Source organism: Streptomyces sp. NPDC059788 (assembly GCF_042732265.1).
Taxonomy (GTDB): domain Bacteria; phylum Actinomycetota; class Actinomycetes; order Streptomycetales; family Streptomycetaceae; genus Streptomyces.
In genome coordinates this window covers 22,262-45,908 of sequence record NZ_JBHWHY010000028.1, presented here as the reverse complement: position 1 = coordinate 45,908, position 23,647 = coordinate 22,262, and the positions used below count along the sequence as shown (strand labels likewise).

Here is a 23,647-nt window from a genome sequence, read left to right as displayed (position 1 = left end):
GCGAGCCGTACTCTCGGTGCTGATGTCCGATACAGCGAAGGTGACGAGTCAGCAGCCCGGCAGACCTGCCGGCGCCCCGGCCGCCGGACAGCCGCCGGCGCCCCGGCGATCCGCCGTGCGCTCCCTGCTGCGGCTGTGGCCGTTCGTCCGGCCGGTGCGGGCGCGGCTGTTCACCGCGGCGTTCGTGGCGGTCCTCGCGTCCTGCATCGGGCTGGTCATCCCCCTGGTCCTCAAGTGGCTGGTGGACGGGCCGATCGCGGACCGCGACCCGGCCGGGGCGTGGCTGGGCGGCGGCTACCTGCTCCTGCTCGGCCTGGCGGAGGCGGGCCTGTTCGGGCTGCGGCGCTGGCTGGTGGCGCGGCCGCTGGCGAGCGTCGAGGCCGCGATGCGCGAGAGCCTCTACCGGCACGTGCAGCGGCTGCCGGTCGCCTTCCACGACCGCTGGGCCTCCGGCCAGCTGCTCTCCCGGGGCACCACGGACCTGCAACTGCTGCGCCTGTTCCTGGCCTTCCCGCTGACGTTCCTGGTCGTCAACGCCACCACGATCCTGGTGGGCTGCGCGATCCTGCTCGTCCAGCACTGGTCGCTGGGGCTGGTGCTGCTCGCCCCGATCGTGCCGCTGATCGTGCTGTGCTCGGTCTTCGAGGCGAAGTACGCGGTGGCCGCGCGCCGGGCGCAGGACCAGGTCGGCGATCTGACCACGGTCGTCGAGGAGTCGGTCCTCGGCATCCGGATCGTCAAGGGCTTCGGGCGGCACCGCAGCCAGGCCCGCGCGTTCCGGGCGCTGACGGCGCGGCTGCGCACGACCGAGCTGCGCAAGGCCCGGCTGCTGGCCGCCCTGTGGGCCTTCGTCATGACGCTGCCGGAGCTGGCCATCGGGGCGGCGCTGGTGCTCGGCACGGTCCAGGTGGCCGACGGGGAGCTGTCCGCGGGCACCCTGGTCGCGTTCCTGTCCACGGCGCTGGCGCTGATCTGGCCGGTGGAGTCGATCGGCTTCCTGCTCGCGATGAGCAATGACGCGGCGGCGGCCACCGACCGGTTCTTCGAGGTCCTGGACGAGCCGCCGGCGGACCGGGACGACGCCCGTGCGGCCGGGGAGCACCCGGCGGAGGACGGCTTCGGGGGCGGGTTCGCAAAGGGCCACGGGGACGGCCCCGGGGGCGCGGGCCTCGCCTTCCACGACGTCTTTTTCCGCTATCCGGACGCGCCCGCCGGCGCCCCGCCCACCCTCCGGGGCATCGATCTGCACATCCGCCCCGGGGAGACGCTGGCCCTGGTCGGCGCGACGGGCAGCGGCAAGACCACGCTCACCGCGCTCGTCCCCCGGCTCCACGACGTCACCGGCGGCCGTATCACCCTCGACGGCACGGACATCACGGCGCTGACCCGCGACGAGCTGCGCGCGCGGGTCGCGGTGGCCTTCGAGGAGCCGACCCTGTTCTCCGCCACCGCGGCGGAGAACGTCCTGATGGGCGGGGAGAACACCGGTACCGACGACCTCGTGCGGGCCCTGCGCGTCGCCCAGGCCGAGGAGTTCGTGGACGCGCTGCCGGACGGCCGGGACACCGAGGTCGGTGAGCAGGGGCTGAGCCTGTCCGGCGGGCAGCGGCAGCGGCTCGCGCTGGCCCGCGCGGTGGTCGGCCGGCCGCGCTTCCTGGTCCTGGACGACCCGCTGTCGGCGCTGGACGTCCATACGGAGGCGCTGGTCGAGGCGGCGCTGCGCCAGGTCCTGGCGACCACGACCGCCCTGGTCGTCGCGCACCGTCCGTCCACGGTCCTGCTCGCCGACCGGGTGGCGCTGCTGTCCGGCGGCCGGATCGCGGCCATCGGCACCCACCACCAACTGCTGCGGGAGAACGTTGAGTACGCGGCGCTGATGTCCGGCGCCGCGGCCGACGTCGGCACCGCCCGGCGCGAAGGGGAGAACGCGCGATGACCACGAGCACGAGTGCCGGTACGGCCGCGGGCGGCGCGCGGGACGACGGCACACAGGCCGATGCCCGGGGCGACGGCACACGGGACGACGGCGCGCGAGGCGACGGCAGCGCGCCCCCGCCGTCCTCCTCTCCCCCACCCTCCTCCTCCGCCGCCCCCGACGCCTTCGCACAGGACCTCCTGCCCACCGCCAAGGGCGCCTCCCGCGGCCTCCTGGGCTCGTTGCTACGCCCGCACCTGCGTCCGGCCTGGGCGGCGGCCGTCCTCCTCCTGTTCCAGCAGGCCGCCGTGCAGGCCGGGCCGCTGCTGGTGGCCTTCGCCATCGACCACGCCGTCCCGGCGCTGCGCGCGGGCCGCCACGGCCCGCTGATCGCCGTGGCGGCGGCCTACCTGCTGTGCGCGACGGCGTCCGGCGGGCTCCAGTACGTCTTCATCCGGCTCTCCGCGCGGATCAGCCAGGACGTCCTGCTCGACCTGCGGGGCCGGATCTTCCGGCACGGCCAGGCGCTGACCCTGGACTTCCACGAGCGCTACACCTCGGGCCGGCTGATCTCCCGCGCGACCACCGACGTGGAGGCGCTGCGCGAGCTGCTGAACGAGGGGCTCCAGGAGCTGATTTCCATCGTCCTGGCCACGGTGTACATCACGGCGACGCTGCTCTACCTCGACTGGGGCCTGGGCGCTGCCGCCGTCGCCACCGCCGGGCCGCTCTACCTGCTCGTCCGCTCCTTCCGGCGCCGCTCCCAGCGGGTCTACAGCGTGAAGTCGTCGGCGATGGCCGCCGTCATCGTGAAGTTCGCGGAGACGATCAACGGCATCCGCCCGGTGCAGGCGTTCCGGCGCGAGCGACCCAACGACGCGGCGTTCGCCGTCCTGAACGCCCGCCATGAGCGCACCAACGGCGACGCGATACTGGAAATGGCCCGGTACGTCATCTCCTCGCGCCTGGTGGCCAACGTCGCGGTGGCCGCGCTGGTCCTGTGGGGCGCGTACCGTGTCGCCTCCGGCAGCCTGGCGCTGGGCGTCCTGGCGGCCGCGGTGCTCTACCTGCGGCGGCTGTACGACCCGATCGACCGCCTCGGCATGTTCCTCAACTCCTACCAGGCCGCCGCCGCGTCGCTGGAGAAGATCGCCGGACTGCTCGCCCAGCGTCCGAGCGTCCCCGAGCCCGCCGACCCGCTGCCGCTGCCGGACCGCCCCGGCGCCCGGCCGGGCCGCGAGGTCGCCTTCGACGGTGTCCGCTTCGCCTACCGCACCGGCGGCGAGGTGCTGCCGCGCTTCGACCTGACGCTGGCCGCCGGCCGTACGGTCGCCGTCGTCGGCTCGACGGGCGCGGGCAAGTCCACCCTGGCCAAGCTGCTGGCCCGGTTCTACGACCCGAGTTCCGGCAGCGTCCGCGTGGACGGTGTCGATCTGCGCGACCTGTCCGCGGCAGATCTGCGCCGCTCGGTGGTCATGGTCACCCAGGAGGCGTTCCTCTTCTCCGGCACGGTCGCCGAGAACATCGCCATCGGCCGCCCCGACGCCACCCGCGAGGACGTCGAGCGGGCCGCGCGGGCGATCGGCGCCCACGACTTCATCGCGGCGCTGCCCGACGGGTACGACACCGACGTCCGCAAGCGCGGCGGCCGGATTTCCGCCGGCCAGCGCCAGCTCGTCGCGTTCGCGCGCGCCCTGCTCGCCGACCCGGCCGTACTGATCCTCGACGAGGCGACCAGTTCCCTCGACATCCCCGGCGAGCGCGCGGTCCAGCGGGCCATGGACACGGTGCTGCGCGGCCGTACGGCGGTGGTCATCGCCCACCGCCTGTCCACGGTCGAGACGGCCGACCGGGTCCTGGTCATGTCCGGGGGCCGCATCGTCGAGGACGGCACCCCCGCCGAACTGATCGCGGACCGCGGCCGCTTCGCGGAGCTGCACCAGGCGTGGCGGGAGAGCGTGGTGTGACCGGCCGCTTGCAGGTTCCGCGATGTCGCGAGCATTTCCGCGTGATCATGAGCACGGTTTGGGCAATTCCACGTGATCATGGGCAGCGGTAACGGTCAGTAGCGGACTGCCAACGGCCTACCGGCGAGGGTACGAGGGGCAGCCGCACCGGCCCACCATCCGTCCCGCGTTCACGTGGCCCGTCGCGCCCCGGAGCACAAGGGCGGCATCAGACGGCGAGGGCGCCGGCGTAGACCGGCAGCTGCCAGTCGCCGCCGCGGTCCTCCTTGGAGAACCGTGCGACCAGGGCGGGGATGCGGAAGAAGCAGGCCAGCGCGGTGGCGTTCTGGAAGGCGCTGATGGCGTGCTTGTTCGTGGGCATGCCCACGCGCAGGATGCGGGGGTTGACCTCGCCCTGGATCCCGTCGACGAAGGGCCGCAGGACGCGGTCGTAGTTCGCCAGCGCGGTCGGCAGGTCCCCCGCGTGCCGGTTGATCTCTCCGGCCAGGACGTACGCGCCGACCAGTCCGCCGGAGATCCCCATGCCGCTGTAAGGGGACGCGCAGTGCGCCGCGTCACCGGCCAGGACCACCCGGCCCTCGGACCAGCTGTCGATGCGCACCTGGGCGATCTCCTGAGAGTAGAAGAACGGACTGTCCTTCATGCCCGCGATGAACCGGTCGGTCTGCCATCCGGCGTCCCTGAACCGCCCGGCCCAGAACTTCTGCTGCTGCTCGACGGGAGCGCGGTGGATCGCGGACGCTTCCGCCGACTCCTCGCGCATCACGAAATACACCTGCGTCTCGGTCGCGTTGTGGCTGCGCCGCATGATCTGCCGGCCGCCCGGGACCATGCAGGTGTCGCGGATGTTGGTGTCGGAGGCAATGCGCGGCACGAACCAGTAGGCCATGTGGATGCCCACCCGCCAGTACGGGTCGAAGCCGTCCGGCAGCAGCGCCCGCCGGATGCGCGAGCCCTGCCCGTCGGCACCGATCAGCAGGTCGTACTCGCCGGAGGTCCCGTCCGAGAAGTGCGCGGTGACCCGGTCTGCGTCCTGGTCGAAGCCGTCGACGCTCCTGCCGAAGACGTACTCGGTGTCGTTCGTGGTCGCCTCGTGCAGGATGCGGACCATGTCGCCGCGCATGATCTCGTACTCGGAGGTCAGGGTCTGACGTCCCTTGCCGGAGGTGTTCGCCATGATGATCGCCTTCGACTTGCCGCGGGAGTCGACGAAGGCGACGCCCGCCTCGTCCACCAGCCGGCTGCGCACGGTCTCCAGCAGGCCCATGCGCTCGACCGCCTCGATGCCCTGTCCGCGCAGGTCGACCTGCGCGCCCGAGGCGCGCAGCGCCGGGAAGCGCTCGGCGACCGTCACCTGGTGACCGCCGCGGGTGAGCCAGAAGGCCAGCGCCTGCCCGGCGACGCCACCGCCGGCGACGAGAATCCGCAGCGAACGCTTCGCGATCTTGGTTGCCACGTCCGACCACCCCAAAATCTATCGGTGATTGATTCCTTTACAGTCTTCTATCAGCGATAGATTGTCAACGTGACCAAGATGAACCGTGCGACCGTCGTCGCAGAGGCGCTGAATCTGCTGGACGAGGTGGGCCTGGAAACAGTGAGCACCCGGCGGCTGGCCAAGCGCCTCGGTGTCGAGCAGCCGTCGCTCTACTACCACTTCAAGACCAAGAAGGACCTCCTTGCCGCCATGGCGGAGGTGGCCATGGCCCCGCACGCCGACGCGCCGCTGCCCTCCCCCGAGGACGACTGGCGCGACTGGTTCCTGGAGAACTCGCGCAGTTTCCGCCACACGCTGCTGATGCGCCGTGACGGTGCCCGGCTGCACGCCGGGAGCACGCCGATCGGTGACCTCGACCGGATCCGCCGCAAGATCGCCTTCCTGGTGGCCTCCGGCGTGCCCGAGCGGGATGCGCAGATGGCGATGCTGGCCGTCAGCCGCTTCACCGTCGGCTGCGTGCTGGAGGAGCAGGCGGATGCGGACGCGCCAAACGCCGAGGATCTGCCGGACGATGTCCCCGGCCTCGATCACGAGGAGGCGTTCGAGGCGGGCCTCGCGCTCATCCTCGGCGGCCTCGACCAGCGCAGCGCCGCTTCCGGCCGCGCCTCCGATACTCCGTCGCCGGCCTGACCGCTCGCGCGCCGGGAGGTGTCAGGTAAGCGCCCGCCGAGGGTGGCGGTCACCGGCCGGCCGCCCCGGACAGCTCTTTGAAGGATCCCCACCACCACACAAGGAGGGCATCACGCCCTGCCTTCTTTCGCACGGTCCAGGTGTCGAGACTCCGGTCGGGCATCGAGAACATCAAGGGCATCAAGGGCATCATGAAAATCCTCGTAGGGCTTACCCGTCACGGCTGCGAATGCCGCCCCGGCGACATAATCGAGTTCCTCCCATTCCGGCCCTTCGTGGTCGCCGCCTCACGGGACAGTTCCGCCATGCCGAAGTGGTCGCCCTGGGGTGGCGGCGGGCCGTACGACAGCGCTGCCCGCGCCCCGTCCCACCTGCGCACCGGGCGCGGCGCCGCGAACCGCGCCGGGCCGACGGGCGGTTCGGCGGACGGGATGCCGCGGAAGACCGCCACCCCCTCCTCCCCGCTCCCGCGCAGCACCCCGGCCGCCGCGCGGACCTCGGGCCGGGCCCCGGACGTATCGGACACGACAGCGGCCATCCCCCTCTCCCCCTCCGGGCGGACGCAGCGCGAGCGCAGAGGTTCGCGGCGGCCCGGACACCGGCATCGTCCCGCCGCGCCACGGCACGGCGCCAGCCGATTACGGGCGGGCGCCGCGGGCCGGCGGGCGAGGCTCAGCGACGCAGGGCCAGCACCGTGCCCCTCGTGACGGCCTCCTTGAAACGGGCCGAGGCCCGGCCGGTGAGCACCGCGCCGACCGGGCTGTCGTCGGGACGGGTGAACTGGGTGAGGCCGTCGTGCCGGCCGAGGCTGATGTTCTGCCAGACGTAGCGCAGGCGCAGCGGATCGGGGGTGCGGCCGGTGAGGGAGGCGGCGACGCTGCGCGCGACGTACGCGCCCATCGGCAGCCCCGTCTGGCAGGACATGCGCGACGCGACGCCGCCGGGCCCGTACGCCGCGACCGCGTCGCCCGCCGCGAAGACCTCCGGGTGGGACAGCGAGCGCAGGGTCGGGTCGACCGCGACCAGACCGCGGTCGTCGACGGCGAACCCCGCCGCACGCGCCAGGCCGGGGACGCGGAACCCGGCCGTCCAGACGACCGTGTCGGCCGGCAGCTCACCGCCGTCGGCGAGGACCAGTCCGTGCGCGGCGACTTCGCGTACGCGGGTGTGCTCGCGCAGGTCGACGCCGCGCCGGCCCAGGGCGGTGCGGAGGTAGCGCCGGCCGCGCTCCGAGAGCCCGGGCCCCAGTTGGCCCTGGGTGACCAGGTGCACCGTACGTCCCGGGTGCGCTTCGGCCAGCTCGGCGGCCGTCTCGATGCCGGTCAGACCGGCTCCGGCCACGGCCAGCGGCCCCCAGGTGTCCGCGGTGCGGGCGCGGAGGCGGGCCGCGTCCTGGTGGGTGGCCACCGCCGAGGTGTGCTCGGCGGCTCCCGGGACGGTGGTGGTGTCGGCGGTGCTGCCCAGGGCGTAGACGAGGGTGTCGTAGGTGAGGGCGTACGGGGCGGTGTCCAGCCGGACCGTACGCGCGGCGGCGTCGATGGCGGTCGCGCGGGCGACGACCAGCTCGATGCCCGTACCGGCGAGGAGGGTGTGCAGGGGCAGGTCCCTGAGCGGCCGGCCGGCGGCGAGCTGGTGCAGCCGTACCCGCTCGACGAACCGGCTCGAAGCGTTGACCAGCGTGATGCGCACGCCGCCGTGGCGCCGCAGTCTGCGGGCCGCGCCCTTCGCCGCGACCAGTCCGGCGTATCCGGCTCCGAGAACCACGAGGTGATGTGTCATGCCTCCTGAACCGGCGGGCGGGCGGGTCCGTGACAGCTCACGGCGTGAGGCGGGTCACGTGAGCTGGCCGGCGGCGAAGGCGAGTTTGTCCGGGTTGATGACCGTACGCAGGGCGACGACGCGCCCTTCGTGGATCTCCGGTACGACGACGGCCAGCAGCGTCCGGTCCACGAGAACGAGGGCCGCCGGTACGCCGTTGACCTCGGCCGGCTCGAAGCCCACCGACGCCGCCTCCGGGCGGGAGCCCAGGCCGAGCAGGTAGCGGAGCACCTTCGCGCGTCCGGCGACCGGCCGGCGTGCCGCGGTCGCCCGGCCGCCGCCGTCGGCCCAGGCCACCACGTCGTCGGCGAGCAGCCGTTCGAGACCGGCCACGTCCCCTTCGAGGGTGGCGGCGAAGAAGCGCTCGACGATCTTCCTGCGCTGTGCGTCGTCGACGTCGAAGTGCCGCCGCGGGTGGTCCAGCCGCTCGCGGGCCCGGCGGTGCAACTGCCGCGAGTGCGCTTCCCCGACGCCGATGATCCGGGCGATGTCCCGGTGGCTGTGGCCGAACGCCTCGCGCAGCACGAAGACCGCGCGCTCGGCCGCGGTGAGCCGCTCCATCAGGGTGAGCAGCGCGAACGACACGGACTCGCGCTGCTCGGCGGTCTCCAGCGGGCCGAGCCGGCCGGCGGCGGTGTCCGTGCGGACCGGCTCGGGGAGCCAGGGCCCCATGTACAGCTCCCGGCGGGCGCGGGCGGAGGTGAGCTGGTTGATGCAGAGGTTCGTCATGACCTTGGTCAGCCAGGCCGCCGGGGTCCGGACCGTGGACCGGTCGGCCGCGCTCCAGCGCAGGTACGTGTCCTGGACGAGGTCCTCGGCCGTGCTCGCCGAACCGAGCATCCGGTAGGCGAGCGAGAAGAGCCGGGGCCGGTGCGCCTCGAACTCCGCGGTGGCTTCCCTGGTCATGTCCGCAGCATGACAGGCGGCCCGGCGGGCCCGGCGCCGGGCCGGTGCCCCGCCCCCGGTCGCCGTCGCCTCAGGGCCCCACCACCCCGTCGATGCCCTCGCGGAGGAAGTCGGCGTGGCCGTTGTGGCGGGCGTATTCGAGGATGACGTGGAGCATCACGACGCGCAGGGACACGTCGGCGCCCCAGCGCGGCTGGTGGCCGGTCACGTCCAGCGACGGGGCGGCGCCTTCGATGCGGCGGGCGTGGCCGACCTCCGTCCGCCAGGCGGTGAACGCCTGCGCGCGAGTGGCCGTGCCGGGGTCGTACGCCGCCTGGTAGTCGCCGTCCGGCGACCACACCAGGGGGATGTCCTCCTTGTTGATCACCCGCCGGAACCAGGTGCGCTCCACCTCCGCCAGGTGGCGTACGAGGCCGAGCAGGCTCAGCGTGGACGGTGGCATCGACCGGCTGCGCAGTTCCTCGTCGGTCAGGTCGTCGCACTTCATGGCGAGCGTCGCGCGGTGGAAGTCGAGGTACGCGCGGAGTGTCTCGCGCTCGCCGTCCCGGAGCGGCGGGCGGGGGCGTTCGGTGGCCATCTGCTTCCTTTCGACCGCGCCGATCCTGCCGGGCGCACCGCGCCGCCGCATCTTCTTTCCGCGCGGCGGGTGGCCGAAGACGGCGGTTCGCCGCCGGGCCGGCAGACGAGCGGTGTGCTGAACGTGTATATACCCGGGACGCCTGAGCCGGGCGGGCGGGTGGAGGTCGGCGTATGCGGCGGCGCGCGCCTGGTGTGAGGAGGTGCCCGCGGGGCGCGCCGGGAGTGGGGATGGACGTCCGGGCACGTCCTGTATACGGACCCGACCCCCCGCTCTACGGACGTTTTCCGGCCAACTCTTGACCGGCCACTGACAATCGCGGCTCTCAGGTGGCACTCTTCCCCGCATCCGTACGCGGAGCCCCACGACGCACCACTCCGCGCCCACGGCCCGCTCGCAGCTCGACGCTCCACGCTCGAAGGCCCGGACCACCCGCACCTGGTGCCTCCCCCCACACGTTCCACGTGTTCTGCCTCGCTCTGCCCGGACGGTCACTCCGCCGCCCGGTCCCCCTCGGCCGCCCACCCCTCCGGTCGCGGCCACCGCAGAAGGAGTCAGTGTGAGACGCACCCCCCATAGGCGCGCCGTCGCGACCGGCGCCGTGGTCGCCATGGCCGCGATGCTGACCGTGACCGTGCAGGCAGGCGCCGGTACGGCCGCCGCCCCCCGGCCCGGCCAGGTCCACGCGCAGCCCGACCCGGGCGCCCTGCCCGCCAAGCTGACCCCGGCCCAGCGTGCGGAACTGCTGCGGGAGGCCAGGGCCACCACCGCCGAGACGGCCCGGCAGCTCAAGCTCGGCCCCAAGGAGAAGCTCGTCGTCAAGGACGTCGTCAAGGACGTCAACGGCCGTACGCACACCCGCTACGAGCGCACGTACGCGGGACTGCCGGTGCTCGGCGGCGGTCTGGTCGTCCACCGGGCCGACGGAAAGGTCGGCGGTGTCACCAAGGACGTCCGCTCGCGGCTCGACGTGCCGACCACCACCGCGAAGGTCGCGCCGGCCACGGCCGAGGCCAAGGCGGTCAAGGCGTCGCAGGCGCAGGGTGCGAAGAAGTCCGCCGCCCAGGAACCGCGGAAGGTGGTCTGGGTCGCCGACGGCAAGCCGACCCTGGCGTACGAGACGGTCGTCGGCGGCGTCCAGGAGGACGGCACCACCCCCAACGAGCTGCACGTCGTCACCAACGCCACCACGGGCGCGAAGCTGGCCGAGTACCAGGGCGTCCACGAGGGCACCGGCAACAGCATGTACAGCGGCCAGGTCACCCTGGGCACCGCGCCCTCGTACACGCTGACCGACACCACCCGCGGCAGCCACAAGACCTACAACCTCAACCGCGGCACCTCCGGCACCGGGACGCTGTTCTCCGACCCGGACGACGTGTGGGGCGACGGCACCCCGCAGAACGCCCAGACCGCCGGCGTGGACGCGCACTACGGCGCGGCGCTGACCTGGGACTACTATAAGAACGTGCACGGCCGCAGCGGCATCAGGGGTGACGGTGTCGGCGCGTACAGCCGGGTGCACTACGGCAACAACTACGTCAACGCGTTCTGGCAGGACAGCTGCTTCTGCATGACGTACGGCGACGGCAGCGGCAACGTCAAGCCGCTGACCTCCATCGACGTCGCGGCCCACGAGATGACCCACGGCGTCACCTCGGCCACCGCCAACCTCACCTACAGCGGCGAGCCCGGCGGCCTGAACGAGGGCACCTCGGACATCTTCGCCGCGGCCGTCGAGTTCAACGCCAACAACCCCAAGGACGTCGGTGACTACCTCATCGGCGAGAAGGTCGACATCAACAGCAACGGCACGCCGCTGCGCTACATGGACAAGCCCAGCAAGGACGGCCGTTCCAAGGACTACTGGTACTCCGGCATCGGCGGCATCGACGTCCACTACTCCTCCGGCGTCGCCAACCACTTCTTCTACCTGCTGGCCGAGGGCAGCGGGCCCAAGGACATCAACGGCGTCCACTACGACAGCCCGACCTCCGACAACCTGCCGGTGCCCGGTATCGGCCGGTCCAACGCCGAGAAGGTCTGGTTCTCGGCGCTGACCAAGTACATGAACGCGAACACCAACTACGCCGCGGCCCGCACCGCGACGCTGTCCGCCGCCGCCGAACTGTTCGGCCAGGGCAGTTCCACGTACAACACGGTCGCCAACACCTGGGCGGCGGTCAACGTCGGCCAGCGCGTCCCGGACTCCGGGGTCAGCGTCACCAACCCGGGCAACCAGACCAGCACCGTCGGCCAGCCCGCCAGCCTGCAGATCAAGGCCACCAGCGGCAACGCGGGCGCGCTGAAGTACGCGGCCACCGGGCTGCCGGCCGGGCTGAGCATCAACCAGGACTCCGGGCTGATCTCGGGCACCCCGACCACCGCGGGCACCGGCAACGTGACGGTCACCGTCACCGACTCCGCCAACAAGACCGGCACCACCAGCTTCACCTGGACCGTCAACCCGGCCAGTGGCGGTGACGTCTTCGAGAACACCGACGACGTGCAGATCCCGGACGCGGGCGCCGCGGTCTCCTCGCCGGTCAAGGTGACCCGGGCGGGCAACGCGCCGAGCGCACTGAAGGTGGACGTGGACATCGTCCACACCTACCGCGGTGACCTGGTGATCGACCTGGTGGCCCCGGACGGCACCGCCTACCGGCTGAAGAACTCCAACGCGGCCGACTCGGCGGAGAACGTGAAGGCCTCGTACACCGTCAACGCCTCCTCCGAGGTGGCGCAGGGCACCTGGAACCTGCGGGTCCAGGACGTGTACCAGCAGGACACCGGCTACATCAACAGCTGGAAGCTGACCTTCTGAGGTGACGGCGGGCCGCGCGCGGTCCAACCGCCGTGACCTGCCGCAAAGTTTGGCAGCCAGTCGATCGGGCGTCGCTCCCCACCAGGGGCGGCGCCCGTTTCTTTGCGTGCAACTCCGCTATACGAACAGTGATGTTCGCTCTACGGACGATTTCACGCCAACTTTTGGACCACCCCCTGACATGCACGCGTTCGAATGGCAGTCTCCCCCGCAAGCAACACCCGCATCGCTTTGCACCCCCACCCTTGGCAAAGTCGAAGGAGCACACGCGTGTCCCCCCACATTTCCCGTAAGGCGCGTACCACCGGCCTCTCGCTGGCAGCGGCCGGCGCACTGATAGCCGCGGCCGTCACGGCCGGAACCGCGGGCGCCTCCCCCACAGGCCCCGACACCACCCCCAAGGCCGCGGCGGCCTCGCCGATCCAGATGACCGCCTCGCACCGCGCCGAGCTGCTGCGCGACGCGAGCGCCACCAAGGCGCAGGCCGCGAAGGAACTGGGCCTGGGTGCCCAGGAGAAGCTCGTCGTCAAGGACGTCGTCAAGGACGCCGACGGCACCACCCACACCCGCTACGACCGCACCTTCGCCGGACTGCCCGTCCTCGGCGGCGACCTGATCGTGCACCGGGCCAAGGGCGGTGCGGTCAAGAGCACCACCAAGGCCAGCGGCGCGAAGATAGCCGTCGCCTCGACGACCCCGAAGGTCGCCCCGAAGGCCGCGGCGCAGGCCGCCCAGGGCACCGCGAAGACCTTCGGCGCCAAGCAGGCCGCCGCCGTGACGCCCAAGAAGGTCGTCTGGGCCGCCTCCGGCAAGCCGGTCCTCGCGTACGACACCGTCGTCGGCGGCTTCCAGAAGGACGGCACGCCCAACCAGCTGCACGTCATCACCGACGCCAACACCGGCAAGAAGATCTTCCAGTACCAGGGCATCGAGAACGGCGCCGGCACCAGCGCCTACAGCGGCTCGGTCGAGATCGGCTCGAAGAAGGGCGGCAGCGGCTACGAGCTGACCGACGACGCGCGCGGCGGCCACTCGACGTTCAACCTGAGCGGCAGCGAGAGCGGTGAGGGCAAGCTCTTCACCAACAAGGACGACAAGTGGGGCAACGGCAAGGCCGACGACCCGGAGACCGCCGCCGTCGACGCCGCCTACGGTGCCCAGCTGACCTGGGACTACTACAAGAACGTGCACGGCCGTTCGGGCATCAAGGGTGACGGCAAGGGCGCGACCTCCCGCGTCCACTACGGCCAGAACTACTCGAACGCGTTCTGGGACGACAGCTGCTTCTGCATGACGTACGGCGACGGCGAGGGCAACAAGAAGCCCCTGACCTCGATCGACGTCGCGGCGCACGAGATGAGCCACGGCGTCACCTCGGCCACCGCCAACCTCACCTACAGCGGCGAGTCCGGCGGGCTGAACGAGGCCACCTCCGACATCTTCGGCACCGCCGTCGAGTTCTTCGCCAAGAACAAGGAGGACGCCGGCGACTACCTGATCGGCGAGAAGATCGACATCGCCGGTGACGGCAAGCCGCTGCGCTACATGGACAAGCCCTCCAAGGACGGCCAGTCCCTGGACAGCTGGAGCGAGGACGCCGGCAACGTCGACGTGCACTACTCCTCCGGCATCGCCAACCACTTCTTCTACCTGCTGTCCGAGGGCAGCGGCGCCAAGGAGATCGGCGGCGTCAAGTACGACAGCCCGACCGCGGACGGCAAGAAGGTCGAGGGCATCGGCCGGGACAAGGCCGAGAAGATCTGGTTCAAGGCCCTGACCACGTACATGACCTCGAACACCGACTACAAGGGCGCCCGCGAGGCGACCGTCAAGGCGGCCACCGACCTGTTCGGCGCGGACGGCGCCGAGGTCAAGGGCGTCGAGGCGGCGTGGACGGGCGTCGCCGTCAAGTGACCGACGGGGCCGGCCGGCCGCACCCGGCCGGCTGAACCTTCCGGGGCAGCGTGACCCCACGACCGGGCGGTGTCCGGAGGCTCCCAACCTCCCTTCGGACACCGCCCATCCATGTGTCCGGCGGCCGCCGTCGCCGGACCGGGAACTAGGGTGACGGTATGAGCGATACGGGGGTCACCGTCCGGGTGCTGCTGGCGGACGACGAGGCGATGATCCGGGCCGGGGTGCGCGCCATCCTGACGGCGTCGCCCGGTGTCGAGGTGGTCGCGGAGGCGGCCGACGGGCGGGAGGCGGTGGAGCTGGCGCAGCGGCACCGGCCCGACGTGTGCCTGCTGGACATCCGGATGCCGCGGCTGGACGGCCTGGGCGCCGCGGCCGAACTGCGCCGGACGCTGCCCGGGACCGCCGTGGTGATGCTGACGACCTTCTCCGAGGACGAGTACGTGGCCGGTGCCCTGGGCTCCGGCGCCAGCGGCTTCCTGCTGAAGACCGGCGACCCGCGCGAGCTGATCACCGGCGTGCGGGCCGCCGCCGAGGGCGGCGCGTACCTCTCGCCGTCCGTGGCCCGGCGCGTCATCAGCCAGTTCGGCGGCGGTGCGCTGGGCAAGGCGGCCGCGGCGCGGTCCCGCGCCGAGCAGCTGTCCGGGCGGGAGCGGGAGGTGCTCGCCCTGGTGGGCGCCGGGCTGTCGAACGCGGAGATCGCCGCGCGGCTGTTCGTCGTCGAGGGCACCGTCAAGGCGTACGTCAGCGCGATCCTGGCCCGGCTGGGCCTGAAGAACCGGGTACAGGCGGCGATCCTCGCGTACGAGGCGGGACTGGTCCGGGACGCGTGAGGCGGGCGGCCGGAAACCGTCAGCGCCAGAACTGCCACCGGGGCCGCGGGCGCCCGGGCGACAACGCGTTCATCCGCAGGTCGCGTTCACGGTAGTAGTCCCGTACGGCTGCCTCGGGGCGGTTCTGGCACGCGGCGGCGAGAAAGCCCAGGGCCTCCTGGTCGTCACGTTCGTGGCACGCCTTGCCGAACCGCGCGAGTTCACCGACGGGGGCTTCGCCGCCGATGGAGTCGATCAGGTGGTCGCCGGTGACGACCTCGGTGTCGAGGATGAACGCGGTACGCCGGAACGTCCCGGTCCGGCACAGGTGGTAGAGCTGGACCCCGCCGCAGATCCGGGCCGCGGCGGCGAGGAGCCGCTCGGCGTCGAGTTTCCGGCCGTGCTCGCGGAACTCCTCCCAGAGAGCGGGAATGCCCTCGGGCGACTCGTCGCAGAAGGTGGCCACCGCGTTGTCCGCGGTCGCGTCACGGTCCTCGTCACGGAGTTTTTCCACGAGGGCGAACAGGTCCGTGACGGAGCGGGGAGCCGTCGAGGGGGCCGTGGGCGCCGCCGTCCCTTCGTACCGCGCGATCTCCCGGGCCGTCTCGGCAACCATCTCGTCCAGGTGCCGCACCTCGGACCGCCGCAGCCGCACCACCGCCTCGCCCTGCGCGATCGCGTCCTCCAGCTCGGCCACCCGGCCCCGGGCCGCGTCGCGTTCCCGGGTGAGCTCGCCGATCTCCCGAGCGTGGTCGCCGGCCTGCTCGGCCAGGCGCTGGAGCGCCTCCTCCGCCTTGCGGCGCAGGTCGCGCTCGTGTTCCAGCTCCTCGCGCAGGGTGCCGAGCTCGGCCGCGGCCTCCACGCGCAGTAGTTCCTGCTGTTCCCGGGCCTCCTCCACATCGAATTCGCGCGCCCGCAGCGGCTTCCTCTCCCGCTCGGCGTCCACGACGGCGTACAGCATCTTCTGGGTCGTCCGGACCGCCTCCTGGGCGCGAGCGGTCTCCGGTTCCGCGTCGCACACCTGGTGGAAGGCCGCGATCTGCGCGCGGCTGGGAATCTCGTGCCCGTTGAGGAACTTCGACAGCCGCGACACGCTGAGCACGACTCCCTGCTCCGCGAACCCTTGCCGCAGCTGCTCCAGCGTCAGGCCGGATGCCTCACGCAAGGTGCGCAGCCGCGCAACCAGCACCTTCCGCGGCCCTTCCGGCACGTTGTCCAGCAGGGCGAGCCGGTCCGGCCCCCGCCCCGTACGCCCTGATCCGAGCTCTGGGCTCATCGCCACCCCTGAAGTTGCCGGCCCCGCACCTTGCGTCCGTCTCACGCAAAGTGCCCGCGCGCGCTGGCGCAACATCGCGCGCCGCTGCTGAGCTTGGACTGTATCCAAGACCCCGCACCGAACGAAGGCCGTCATGACACCACACCAGCAGCAGAAGAAGCCGCCAACCCCCTTTCTGGAACTGCGTGTCGGCGGCGTGCACGTAGTGATCCAGCACATGCCCTACCGGCTGCTCGCCGTCCTGAGCAGCCTGGCCGGGGCGGTCGGCGGCGCGTACTGGGTCAGCGGGAGGTGAAAGGACACGGCAGGCCCTTACTTTCGTCAGGGGCGCGCCGGGTCCCCGATCGGCGAAGCTGACGTCATGCTCACTCGTCTCCCGCGGCCCGCGCCGCCCGCCGCCGAACGTCCCCGGTGGGCCGCCGGGCTGCTGGACGTCTGTCTCTGGGTGGCGCTGTCCGTACCGCTCACAGCGGCGTTCGACGGGGTGCCGCGGACGCGGATGTGGACGGCGGTGCTCGGCATCCCGCTGCTGGGCGCGGCGGTGGCGGTGCGCCGCAGGTGGCCGCTCGTGGCGCTCGCCGTGCCCGTGGCGCTGGGTCTCGCGACGACCCGGGACCTGTTCACGTTCGAGTACACCGCCGCGCTGGCCGCGCTGGCCTACCTGGCCGGCGTACGGGTCGAACGGGCCCGCCCCGCCCTGTGGTTCTTCGCCGGGGTCGCGGCCGTCGGCCTGCTGCTGAGCATCGTCGTCACGCGCAACATGTGGCCGTGGTTCACCGCGGTGCTCACACTGCTGTTCAACGTCGTCCTGCCGTGGCTGCTGGGCCGCTACCGCCGCCAGTACGCGACGCTGGTCCGTACGGGCTGGCAGCTCGCCGAGCGGATGGAGCACGAGCAGCAGGCGGTCGCCGACCGCACGCGGCTGCGCGAACGGGCCCGGATCGCCGGGGACATGCACGACTCGCTCGGCCACGAGCTGGCGCTGCTCACCCTGCGGGCCGGGGCGCTGGAGGTCGATCCGCGGCTGGCGCCGGACCAGCGGGCGGCGGTCGGCGAGCTGCGGGCGGCGGCCGGGACCGCCGCCGAGCATCTGCGGGACGTCATCGGGGTGCTGCGCGCCGACGACGCCGAGACCCCGACCCGGCTGCCCGCCGACGACAGCGTGGAGGCCCTCGTCGAGCGCGCCCGGTCCTCCGGTCTGGACGTCTCGCTGCGGCGCGACGGGGGCGCGGCGGCGGGGGCGCAGGCCATGCCGGTCATGGGCGGCCGTGCGGTGTACCGCGTGGTGCAGGAGGGACTGACCAACGCCACGAAGCACGCGCCGGGCGCGCCGGTCGAGGTGCGGCTCGTCGGCGGCGACCGGTGGCTGGAGGTCACGGTGGCCAACGCCCCGCCCCCGCCGGACGGGCCCCGGCCCGGCACGGCGTCCGTGCCCGTCCTGGTCTCGGGCGGCAACGGCCTGGTGGGACTGGACGAACGGGTACGTCTGGCGGGCGGCGGGCTGCGCGCCGGGCCGACGCCCGAAGGCGGCTTCGAGGTGGCGGCGCGGCTGCCGACGGCCGGCGGGGCGCCGGTGCGCGGCCCCGGCGACGGCGCGCAGTGGAGCCTGTCACGGCGGGAGCTGGCGTCCGCCCGGCACCAGGTGCGGCGGCGGCTGGTGCAGACGGTGGCCGTGCCGGCGGCGCTGTTCACCGGGCTGCTGCTGCTCATGGGTGTCTTCGCGCTGATCAGCCCGTCCTGGTCGGTCCTGGACCGCGGGACGTACGACCGGATACGGACCGGTGAGGGCCAGGAGGCGGTGGAGTCACGGCTGCCGTTCTTCTCCATGGACGTACCACCGGACGGCACGCCCGAGCCGCCGCCCGGTCACACGTGCCGGTACTACTACATCCGCGCGTACGCGGAGGATGTGGCGTACCAGCTGTGCTTCGCGGACGGCCGGCTGGCGTCGAAGGACGTCGTCCACCGCCGGGACCGGCCGTCGTCCGGACGGCACACCTAGGGCGTCACTTCACCTCAAGGACGATCTTCCCCTGCGTACGGCCGCTCTCGCCCATCTCGTGCGCCCGCGCGGCCTCCTCCAGCGGGAAGGTCGCGGCGATGTGCGGGCGCAGCGCGCCGGCCTCGGCGAGGGCGGCGATCTCGCGCATCCCCGCGTGGTCGGCCTCGACGATCAGCAGCGCGAGGCGGACCCCGCGTTCCGCGGCCTTCGCGGTGTCCTCCGGGACGGAGCGGGCGAGGATCGAGACGACGGTGCCGCCCTCGCGCACCACGTCCAGGGAGCGGGTGAGGGTGTCGCCGCCGATGGTGTCCAGCACGACGTCGACCGGGCCGGCGGCCTCGGCGAAGTCGGTCTCCCGGTAGTCGATCACCTCGTCGGCGCCGAGGGAGCGCAGGAAGTCGTGCTTGCCGGAGCTGGCCGTACCGATCACGTGCGCGCCCTTGGCCTTGGCGATCTGCACGGCGAGGTGGCCGACGCCGCCCGCCGCCGCGTGGATCAGTACGCGCTGTCCGGGCCGTACGTCCGCGGTGTCCACCAGGGCCTGGTACGCGGTGAGCGCGGCGAGCGGCAGGGCGCCCGCCCGGACGTGGTCGAGGGCGGCGGGCTTGTGCACGAAGGCCCGCGCGGGCCCGGTGACGTACTCGGCGTGGGTACCGACGCCGTACGGGTACGGGACCATGCCGAAGACCTCGTCGCCCGGCCGGAACAGGGTGACGCCGATGCCGACCGCCGTGACGACGCCGGAGACGTCCCAGCCCAGGACGCGGGGCAGGGTCCTGATGAAGAGGCCGTCCGCGCGGTGCTTCCAGTCGGTGGGGTTGACCCCGGCGGCGCGGACCGCGATCTGTATCTGGCCGACGCCCGGCTCGGGCCGCGGGAGTTCGGTCTCCTTGAGGACCTCGGGGCCGCCCGTGACGTCCTGGCTGATGGCACGCATGGTGTGTTCGCTCATGCCGTCCAGCATCACCGGCCCCGGAGACCGCAACAATGGCACGATGGCCATCATTCGATAGGATCGTGCCATGCAGCGTGAACATCGGGTGGTGGTCCTGGCCCTGGACGGCGTCTACCCCTTCGAGCTGGGCATCGCGGGGCGGGTGTTCGGCGCGGCCGAGGGCCGTTACGAGGTGCTGACCTGCTCGGCCGACGGGCGCCCGGTGCGCTGCGGCGCCGACTTCTCGATCGTCGTGGAGCACGGCCCCGAGGTGCTGCGCACGGCGGGCACGGTGGTGATCCCGTCCATCGCCCCGGGCCACCTCCCCGACGAGCTGCCCGACGCGGTACGGGCCGCGCTGGCGGCGATCCGGCCCGGCACGCGCATCGTGTCCATCTGCACCGGCGCCTTCGTACTGGCCGCCGCCGGGCTGCTCGACGGCCGCCCGGCCACCACCCACTGGCAGCTCGGCGACCTCTTCCGCCGCCGGTACCCGCGGGTCCGGCTCACCCCCGACGTGCTCTTCGTCGACGACGGCGACATCCTGACCTCGTCCGGCGCCGCGTCCGGCATCGACGTCTGCCTGCACATCGTGCGCGCGGACCACGGCAGCGCGGTCGCCAACCACGCGGCCCGCAAGTGCGTCATGCCGCCCTTCCGCGACGGCGGCCAGGCCCAGTACGTCGAACAGCCGGTACCCGCGCCCACCGCGACGGGCACGGCGGCCACCCAGCAGTGGGCCCTGGAGCACCTGGACGAGCCGCTGACGCTGGCCCGGCTGGCCCGGCACGCCGGGATGAGCCTGCGCACCTTCAACCGCCGCTTCCGCGACGAGACCGGCCTGAGCCCCGGCCGGTGGCTCATCCAGCAGCGCCTGCTGCGCGCCCGCCAGCTGCTGGAGACCAGCGACCTGCCGGTGGACCTGATCGCGGGGCAGGTCGGCTTCGCCGGCGGCGCGTCCCTGCGCCAGCATCTGCACGCCGCCATCGGCGTCTCGCCGCAGACGTACCGGCGCACGTTCCGGGCACCCCGCGGGGCGGCGGAGGGGCCGCCGGTGGTTCCTACCGGCTGATTCCCGCCCGTCGCGTTCCGCGGCTGTACGGAGTCGTACAGCGGGTCTAGCTTCGGCTCGTACGGAAACGTACGCCCGAGAGGGGACACCGTCATGTCATTCGGTTTCGTCGCCTTCCACTACCCGGCCCCCGAGCACGTCGAGGAGTTCGTCGGCCAGTGCCACCAGGTCGCCGAAGCGGCGCGGTCGCAGCCGGGCTTCCTGTCCGTCGGGGTGTGGGTCACCCCGGACGGCGAAGCCGTCGTCACCACCGGCGCCTTCGAGTCCGAGGAGACCTTTCGCGCGGCGTCCGAGGTCGCCCGCGAAATGGGCGCGACGCCCGAGGGGCTGAGCGACCTGGAGGTCAGGCCCCGCCAGGTGCACTTCCTCGTGTCCCGGTGAACCGCCCGGCCGGGGCCCGCACACCGTGGTGCGGGCCCCGGCCGCCGCGGGAGGCGGCCGCCGTCACCGCATCAGCACCCCGGCCTCCTCGCCCGTCGCCTCCGACGGCACCGCCAGCAGCCCCATCTCGGCCGCGGACGCCAGCAGCCGGTGCGCCGGCAGGACGCGGACCGTGTAGCCGAAGGAGCCGGTGCGGTCCAGGGCGAGCGGGCCCTCGTAGAGCCAGCGGCCCTCCAGGTCCGGGCCGCCGGTCGGCTTGAGCGGCACCGCCGTCGCGTCGGTGATCCGGTCCGACTCGTCCACCCGGCCCGAGACGACCTGCACCTCCACATCGTCCGGGGCGAGGTCGCCGAGCGTGACGCGGACCCGCAGGGCCAGCGTGGCGCCCAGTTCGGCGCTGCCGTTGGGCGAGGTGCCCGGCACGCCGACGGGCTCCGCGCGGTCCACCGCCAGGGCCCCGGTCTCCACGTGGTCCACCGCGACGCGCGGCCACGCGGCCCGCACCCGCGCCTTCCAGACCGCCAGTTCGGTGGCGGCCTGCGGGGTCAGCGCGCGCTGGGAGCGGGCGGCGGGCGCGTACAGCCGCTCCACGTACTCGCGCACCATCCGCCCCGCCAGCACCTTGGGCCCCAGGTTGACCAGCGTCTGCCGGACCATCTCGACCCAGCGCCGGGGGACGCCGTTCGCGTCGCGGTCGTAGAAACGCGGCGCGACCCGCTGTTCCAGTACCTCGTACAGCGCGTTGGCCTCCAGCTCGTCACGCCGGTTCTCGTCGGTGGCGTGACCGTCGGCGGTCGGGATGGACCAGCCGAAGTCCGGCTCGTACCACTCGTCCCACCAGCCGTCCAGCACGGACAGGTTCAGACAGCCGTTGAGCGCCGCCTTCATGCCGGAGGTGCCGCACGCCTCCAGCGGGCGCAGCGGGTTGTTGAGCCAGACGTCGCAGCCGGGGTAGAGCTTCTGCGCCATGGCCATGCCGTAGTCGGGCAGGAAGACCAGCCGCTGCCGTACGCGCGGGTCGTCGGCGAACCGCACCAGTTCCTGTACGAGGCGCTTGCCGCCGTCGTCGGCCGGGTGGGCCTTGCCCGCCACCACGATCTGGATGGGCCGCTCCTGGTGCAGCAGCAGGTCCATCAGGCGGTCGCGGTCGCGCAGCATCAGGGTGAGCCGCTTGTAGGAGGGCACCCGGCGGGCGAAACCGATGGTGAGCGCTTCCGGGTCCAGTACGCCGTCGATCCAGCCCAGCTCCGCGGCCCCGGCGCCGCGCTGCCGCCAGGAGACGTGCAGCCGCCGCCGTACCTCCTCGACGAGCTGCTCGCGCAGCACCCGCCGCAGGTCCCACACGTCCGCGTCCGGGATGTCGGCCACCGCCGACCAGCGCCGCGAGTCGCCGACGGACAGCGCGTCCTCGGTGCGGCCGGCCCCGATCTGCCGCGCGCCCAGCCGGAAGACCTCGGGCGCCACCCAGGTGGGCGCGTGGACCCCGTTGGTCACCGACGTGATCGGCACGTCCTCCGGGTCGAAGCCCGGCCACAGCCCGGCGAACATCTCCCGGCTGACGCGGCCGTGCAGGGTGGAGACGCCGTTGGCGCGCTGGGCCAGCCGCAGTCCCATCACGGCCATGTTGAAGCAGTTGGGCTCGCCGCCGGGGTAGGTCTCCAGGCCGAGGGCGAGAATCCGCTCGACGTCGATGCCGGGCAGCTCCGCGGCGTCCCCGAAATGCCGGGCGACCAGCTCGCGGTCGAAGCGGTCGATGCCCGCGGGGACGGGCGTGTGGGTGGTGAAGACCGTACCGGCGCGCACGGTCTCCAGCGCGCCGTCGAAATCCAGCCCGACCGGGCCGCCAGCCTCGCCGGGGCCGCCCTCCCGGCCGGCCTCCGCCAGCTCCCGGATGCGCTCCAGCCCCAGGAAGCCCGCGTGTCCCTCGTTCGTGTGGAACACCTCGGGCGCGGCGTGGCCGGTCAGCCGGCAGTACATCCGTACGGCCCGTACCCCGCCGATCCCCAGCAGCATCTCCTGCAACAGGCGGTGCTCGCTGCCCCCGCCGTAGAGCCGGTCGGTCACGTCCCGCTCGCCCGGCCCGTTCTCCTCCACGTCGGAGTCCAGGAGGAGCAGGGGTACGCGCCCGACCCTGGCCACCCAGACGAGCGAACGCAGCTGCCGCCCGCCGGGCAGCGCGAGGGCGACCTGCGCGGGCGTCCCGTCGGCCTCCCGCAGCAGATCCAGCGGCAGCTCGTTGGGGTCCAGCACCGGGTAGTGCTCCTGCTGCCAGCCCTCGCGGGAGAGCGACTGGCGGAAGTAGCCGTGCCGGTAGAGCAGGCCGACGCCGATCAGCGGTACGCCGAGATCGCTGGCCGCCTTGAGGTGGTCCCCGGCGAGGATGCCGAGGCCGCCCGAGTACTGGGGCAGCGCGGCGGTGATGCCGAACTCGGGCGAGAAGTAGGCGACGGCCTCGGGCAGCCGGCCGTCCCGGCCGCTCTCCTGGGCGCTCTGGTACCAGCGCTGCCCGCTCAGATAGTCCTGGAGGTCGTCGGCGGCCGCGCCGAGCCGGCGCAGGAACCTGCGGTCCCCGGCCAGTTCCGCCAGCCGCTCGGCGGAGACGGTGCCCAGCAGCCGTACGGGGTCCAGCCCCGCCCGGCGCCGGCCGGCGGGGGCTATGGCGTGGAACAGTTCGCGGGTCTCGGGGTGCCAGGACCAGCGCAGATTACGAGCCAGGTCGCTGAGCGGTCGCAGGGGTTCCGGGAGGACGGGGCGCACGGTGAACCGACGAATGGCCTTCACGCTACGACGGTAGCGGCGCACCGCCGCCCGATTCGCCCGGTACCCCGGAATCCGGTCGAATACGGCCGCCAACTGCCGTGACCGGTACGCCCCTTGGCCCGTCACCCGTTCGGCCGAGCCGCCCGCCCGAAGGGCACGTTCAGGCCATCCGCGAGAGGGCCCGGCGCACCGGGCGGCCGGGGTGCGGCGCGCCCCTCCCCCGCTCCCCACCCACCCCTTGCGGCCGGTATGGCCGGTTCCACCCCCTCCTGCACTCTTGTACGGGCCCGCGCCGGGCGGAAGGCTGCCGGGTGGCGCCGCCGGCACGGGTGCGGTACCCGGCTTCCCGTACGCAACTCCG

18 protein-coding genes are annotated in these 23,647 nt (G+C 72.9%); 10 read left to right on the top strand and 8 right to left on the bottom strand.

The features are described 5' to 3' along the window. The first annotated feature begins 22 nt into the window (after positions 1 to 22). Positions 23 to 1,936, top strand: a complete 1,914-nt coding sequence (locus ACFV57_RS24335) for an ABC transporter ATP-binding protein (RefSeq protein WP_385236010.1) — start codon at positions 23 to 25, stop codon at positions 1,934 to 1,936. After that, positions 1,933 to 3,882 carry an ABC transporter ATP-binding protein gene (locus ACFV57_RS24330; RefSeq protein WP_385236007.1) on the top strand — a complete coding sequence of 650 codons (1,950 nt, stop codon included), beginning with the start codon at positions 1,933 to 1,935 and terminating at the stop codon, positions 3,880 to 3,882. The genes ACFV57_RS24335 and ACFV57_RS24330 overlap by 4 nt, the downstream gene beginning before the upstream one ends. A gap of 208 nt (positions 3,883 to 4,090) precedes the next feature. Here ACFV57_RS24330 and ACFV57_RS24325 read toward each other — a convergent pair whose 3' ends face one another. Continuing rightward, positions 4,091 to 5,338, bottom strand: a complete 1,248-nt coding sequence (locus ACFV57_RS24325) for an FAD-dependent monooxygenase (RefSeq protein ID WP_385236004.1) — start codon at positions 5,336 to 5,338, stop codon at positions 4,091 to 4,093. 78 nt (positions 5,339 to 5,416) lie between these two features. On the opposite strand from ACFV57_RS24325, the gene ACFV57_RS24320 reads away from it, so the two are divergent. Beyond that, the gene (locus ACFV57_RS24320; protein WP_385236227.1) at positions 5,417 to 6,010 is read left to right on the top strand and encodes a TetR/AcrR family transcriptional regulator C-terminal domain-containing protein; all 594 of its coding nucleotides are present in this window, start codon (positions 5,417 to 5,419) and stop codon (positions 6,008 to 6,010) included. 217 nt (positions 6,011 to 6,227) lie between these two features. Here ACFV57_RS24320 and ACFV57_RS24315 read toward each other — a convergent pair whose 3' ends face one another. The 4 genes from ACFV57_RS24315 to ACFV57_RS24300 form a co-directional block, all read right to left on the bottom strand. Next, positions 6,228 to 6,548, bottom strand: a complete 321-nt coding sequence (locus tag ACFV57_RS24315) for a carboxylesterase family protein (protein ID WP_385236001.1) — start codon at positions 6,546 to 6,548, stop codon at positions 6,228 to 6,230. Positions 6,549 to 6,682: 134 nt separating this feature from the next. Beyond that, positions 6,683 to 7,789 carry an NAD(P)/FAD-dependent oxidoreductase gene (locus ACFV57_RS24310; protein WP_385235998.1) on the bottom strand — a complete coding sequence of 369 codons (1,107 nt, stop codon included), beginning with the start codon at positions 7,787 to 7,789 and terminating at the stop codon, positions 6,683 to 6,685. A 54-nt stretch (positions 7,790 to 7,843) separates the two neighbouring features. Next, entirely contained in the window at positions 7,844 to 8,734 is an 891-nt protein-coding gene (locus ACFV57_RS24305) for an RNA polymerase sigma-70 factor (RefSeq protein ID WP_385235995.1), read from the bottom strand. A 70-nt stretch (positions 8,735 to 8,804) separates the two neighbouring features. Beyond that, positions 8,805 to 9,311, bottom strand: coding sequence for a DinB family protein (locus ACFV57_RS24300; RefSeq protein WP_385235992.1), 507 nt, complete (start codon positions 9,309 to 9,311; stop codon positions 8,805 to 8,807). A gap of 559 nt (positions 9,312 to 9,870) precedes the next feature. Between ACFV57_RS24300 and ACFV57_RS24295 the strand changes: the two genes are divergently transcribed. The 3 genes from ACFV57_RS24295 (at position 9,871) to ACFV57_RS24285 (ending at position 14,882) form a co-directional block, all read left to right on the top strand. After that, positions 9,871 to 12,135, top strand: a complete 2,265-nt coding sequence (locus ACFV57_RS24295; protein WP_385235989.1) for a M4 family metallopeptidase — start codon at positions 9,871 to 9,873, stop codon at positions 12,133 to 12,135. Between the two features lie 270 nt (positions 12,136 to 12,405). Beyond that, complete coding sequence (locus ACFV57_RS24290) at positions 12,406 to 14,049, top strand: M4 family metallopeptidase (RefSeq protein WP_385235986.1); 1,644 nt, start codon at positions 12,406 to 12,408, stop codon at positions 14,047 to 14,049. Positions 14,050 to 14,207: 158 nt separating this feature from the next. After that, complete coding sequence (locus tag ACFV57_RS24285) at positions 14,208 to 14,882, top strand: response regulator (protein ID WP_385235982.1); 675 nt, start codon at positions 14,208 to 14,210, stop codon at positions 14,880 to 14,882. Positions 14,883 to 14,901: 19 nt separating this feature from the next. Here the strand turns inward: ACFV57_RS24285 and ACFV57_RS24280 are convergent, their stop codons facing one another. Then, positions 14,902 to 16,137, bottom strand: a complete 1,236-nt coding sequence (locus ACFV57_RS24280; RefSeq protein WP_385235979.1) for a helix-turn-helix domain-containing protein — start codon at positions 16,135 to 16,137, stop codon at positions 14,902 to 14,904. Positions 16,138 to 16,270: 133 nt separating this feature from the next. Here ACFV57_RS24280 and ACFV57_RS24275 point away from each other — a divergent pair, with 133 nt between their 5' ends. Both ACFV57_RS24275 and ACFV57_RS24270 read left to right on the top strand, forming a co-directional pair. Then, the gene (locus tag ACFV57_RS24275; RefSeq protein WP_385235976.1) at positions 16,271 to 16,432 is read left to right on the top strand and encodes a hypothetical protein; all 162 of its coding nucleotides are present in this window, start codon (positions 16,271 to 16,273) and stop codon (positions 16,430 to 16,432) included. A gap of 66 nt (positions 16,433 to 16,498) precedes the next feature. Beyond that, complete coding sequence (locus tag ACFV57_RS24270; protein WP_385235973.1) at positions 16,499 to 18,139, top strand: sensor histidine kinase; 1,641 nt, start codon at positions 16,499 to 16,501, stop codon at positions 18,137 to 18,139. A gap of 4 nt (positions 18,140 to 18,143) precedes the next feature. Here the strand turns inward: ACFV57_RS24270 and ACFV57_RS24265 are convergent, their stop codons facing one another. Continuing rightward, positions 18,144 to 19,076, bottom strand: coding sequence for an NADP-dependent oxidoreductase (locus ACFV57_RS24265; protein ID WP_385236224.1), 933 nt, complete (start codon positions 19,074 to 19,076; stop codon positions 18,144 to 18,146). Between the two features lie 85 nt (positions 19,077 to 19,161). On the opposite strand from ACFV57_RS24265, the gene ACFV57_RS24260 reads away from it, so the two are divergent. Continuing rightward, positions 19,162 to 20,145: a GlxA family transcriptional regulator gene (locus ACFV57_RS24260; RefSeq protein WP_385235970.1), complete on the top strand. Its 984-nt coding sequence runs from the start codon at positions 19,162 to 19,164 to the stop codon at positions 20,143 to 20,145. A gap of 93 nt (positions 20,146 to 20,238) precedes the next feature. Next, positions 20,239 to 20,526 (top strand): antibiotic biosynthesis monooxygenase family protein, encoded by a 288-nt coding sequence (locus tag ACFV57_RS24255; RefSeq protein WP_385235967.1) that lies wholly within the window; start codon positions 20,239 to 20,241, stop codon positions 20,524 to 20,526. 63 nt (positions 20,527 to 20,589) lie between these two features. On the opposite strand, the gene glgP is transcribed toward ACFV57_RS24255, so the two are convergent. Next, entirely contained in the window at positions 20,590 to 23,307 is a 2,718-nt protein-coding gene (gene glgP, locus ACFV57_RS24250) for an alpha-glucan family phosphorylase (protein WP_385235964.1), read from the bottom strand. Positions 23,308 to 23,647: the final 340 nt, after the last annotated feature.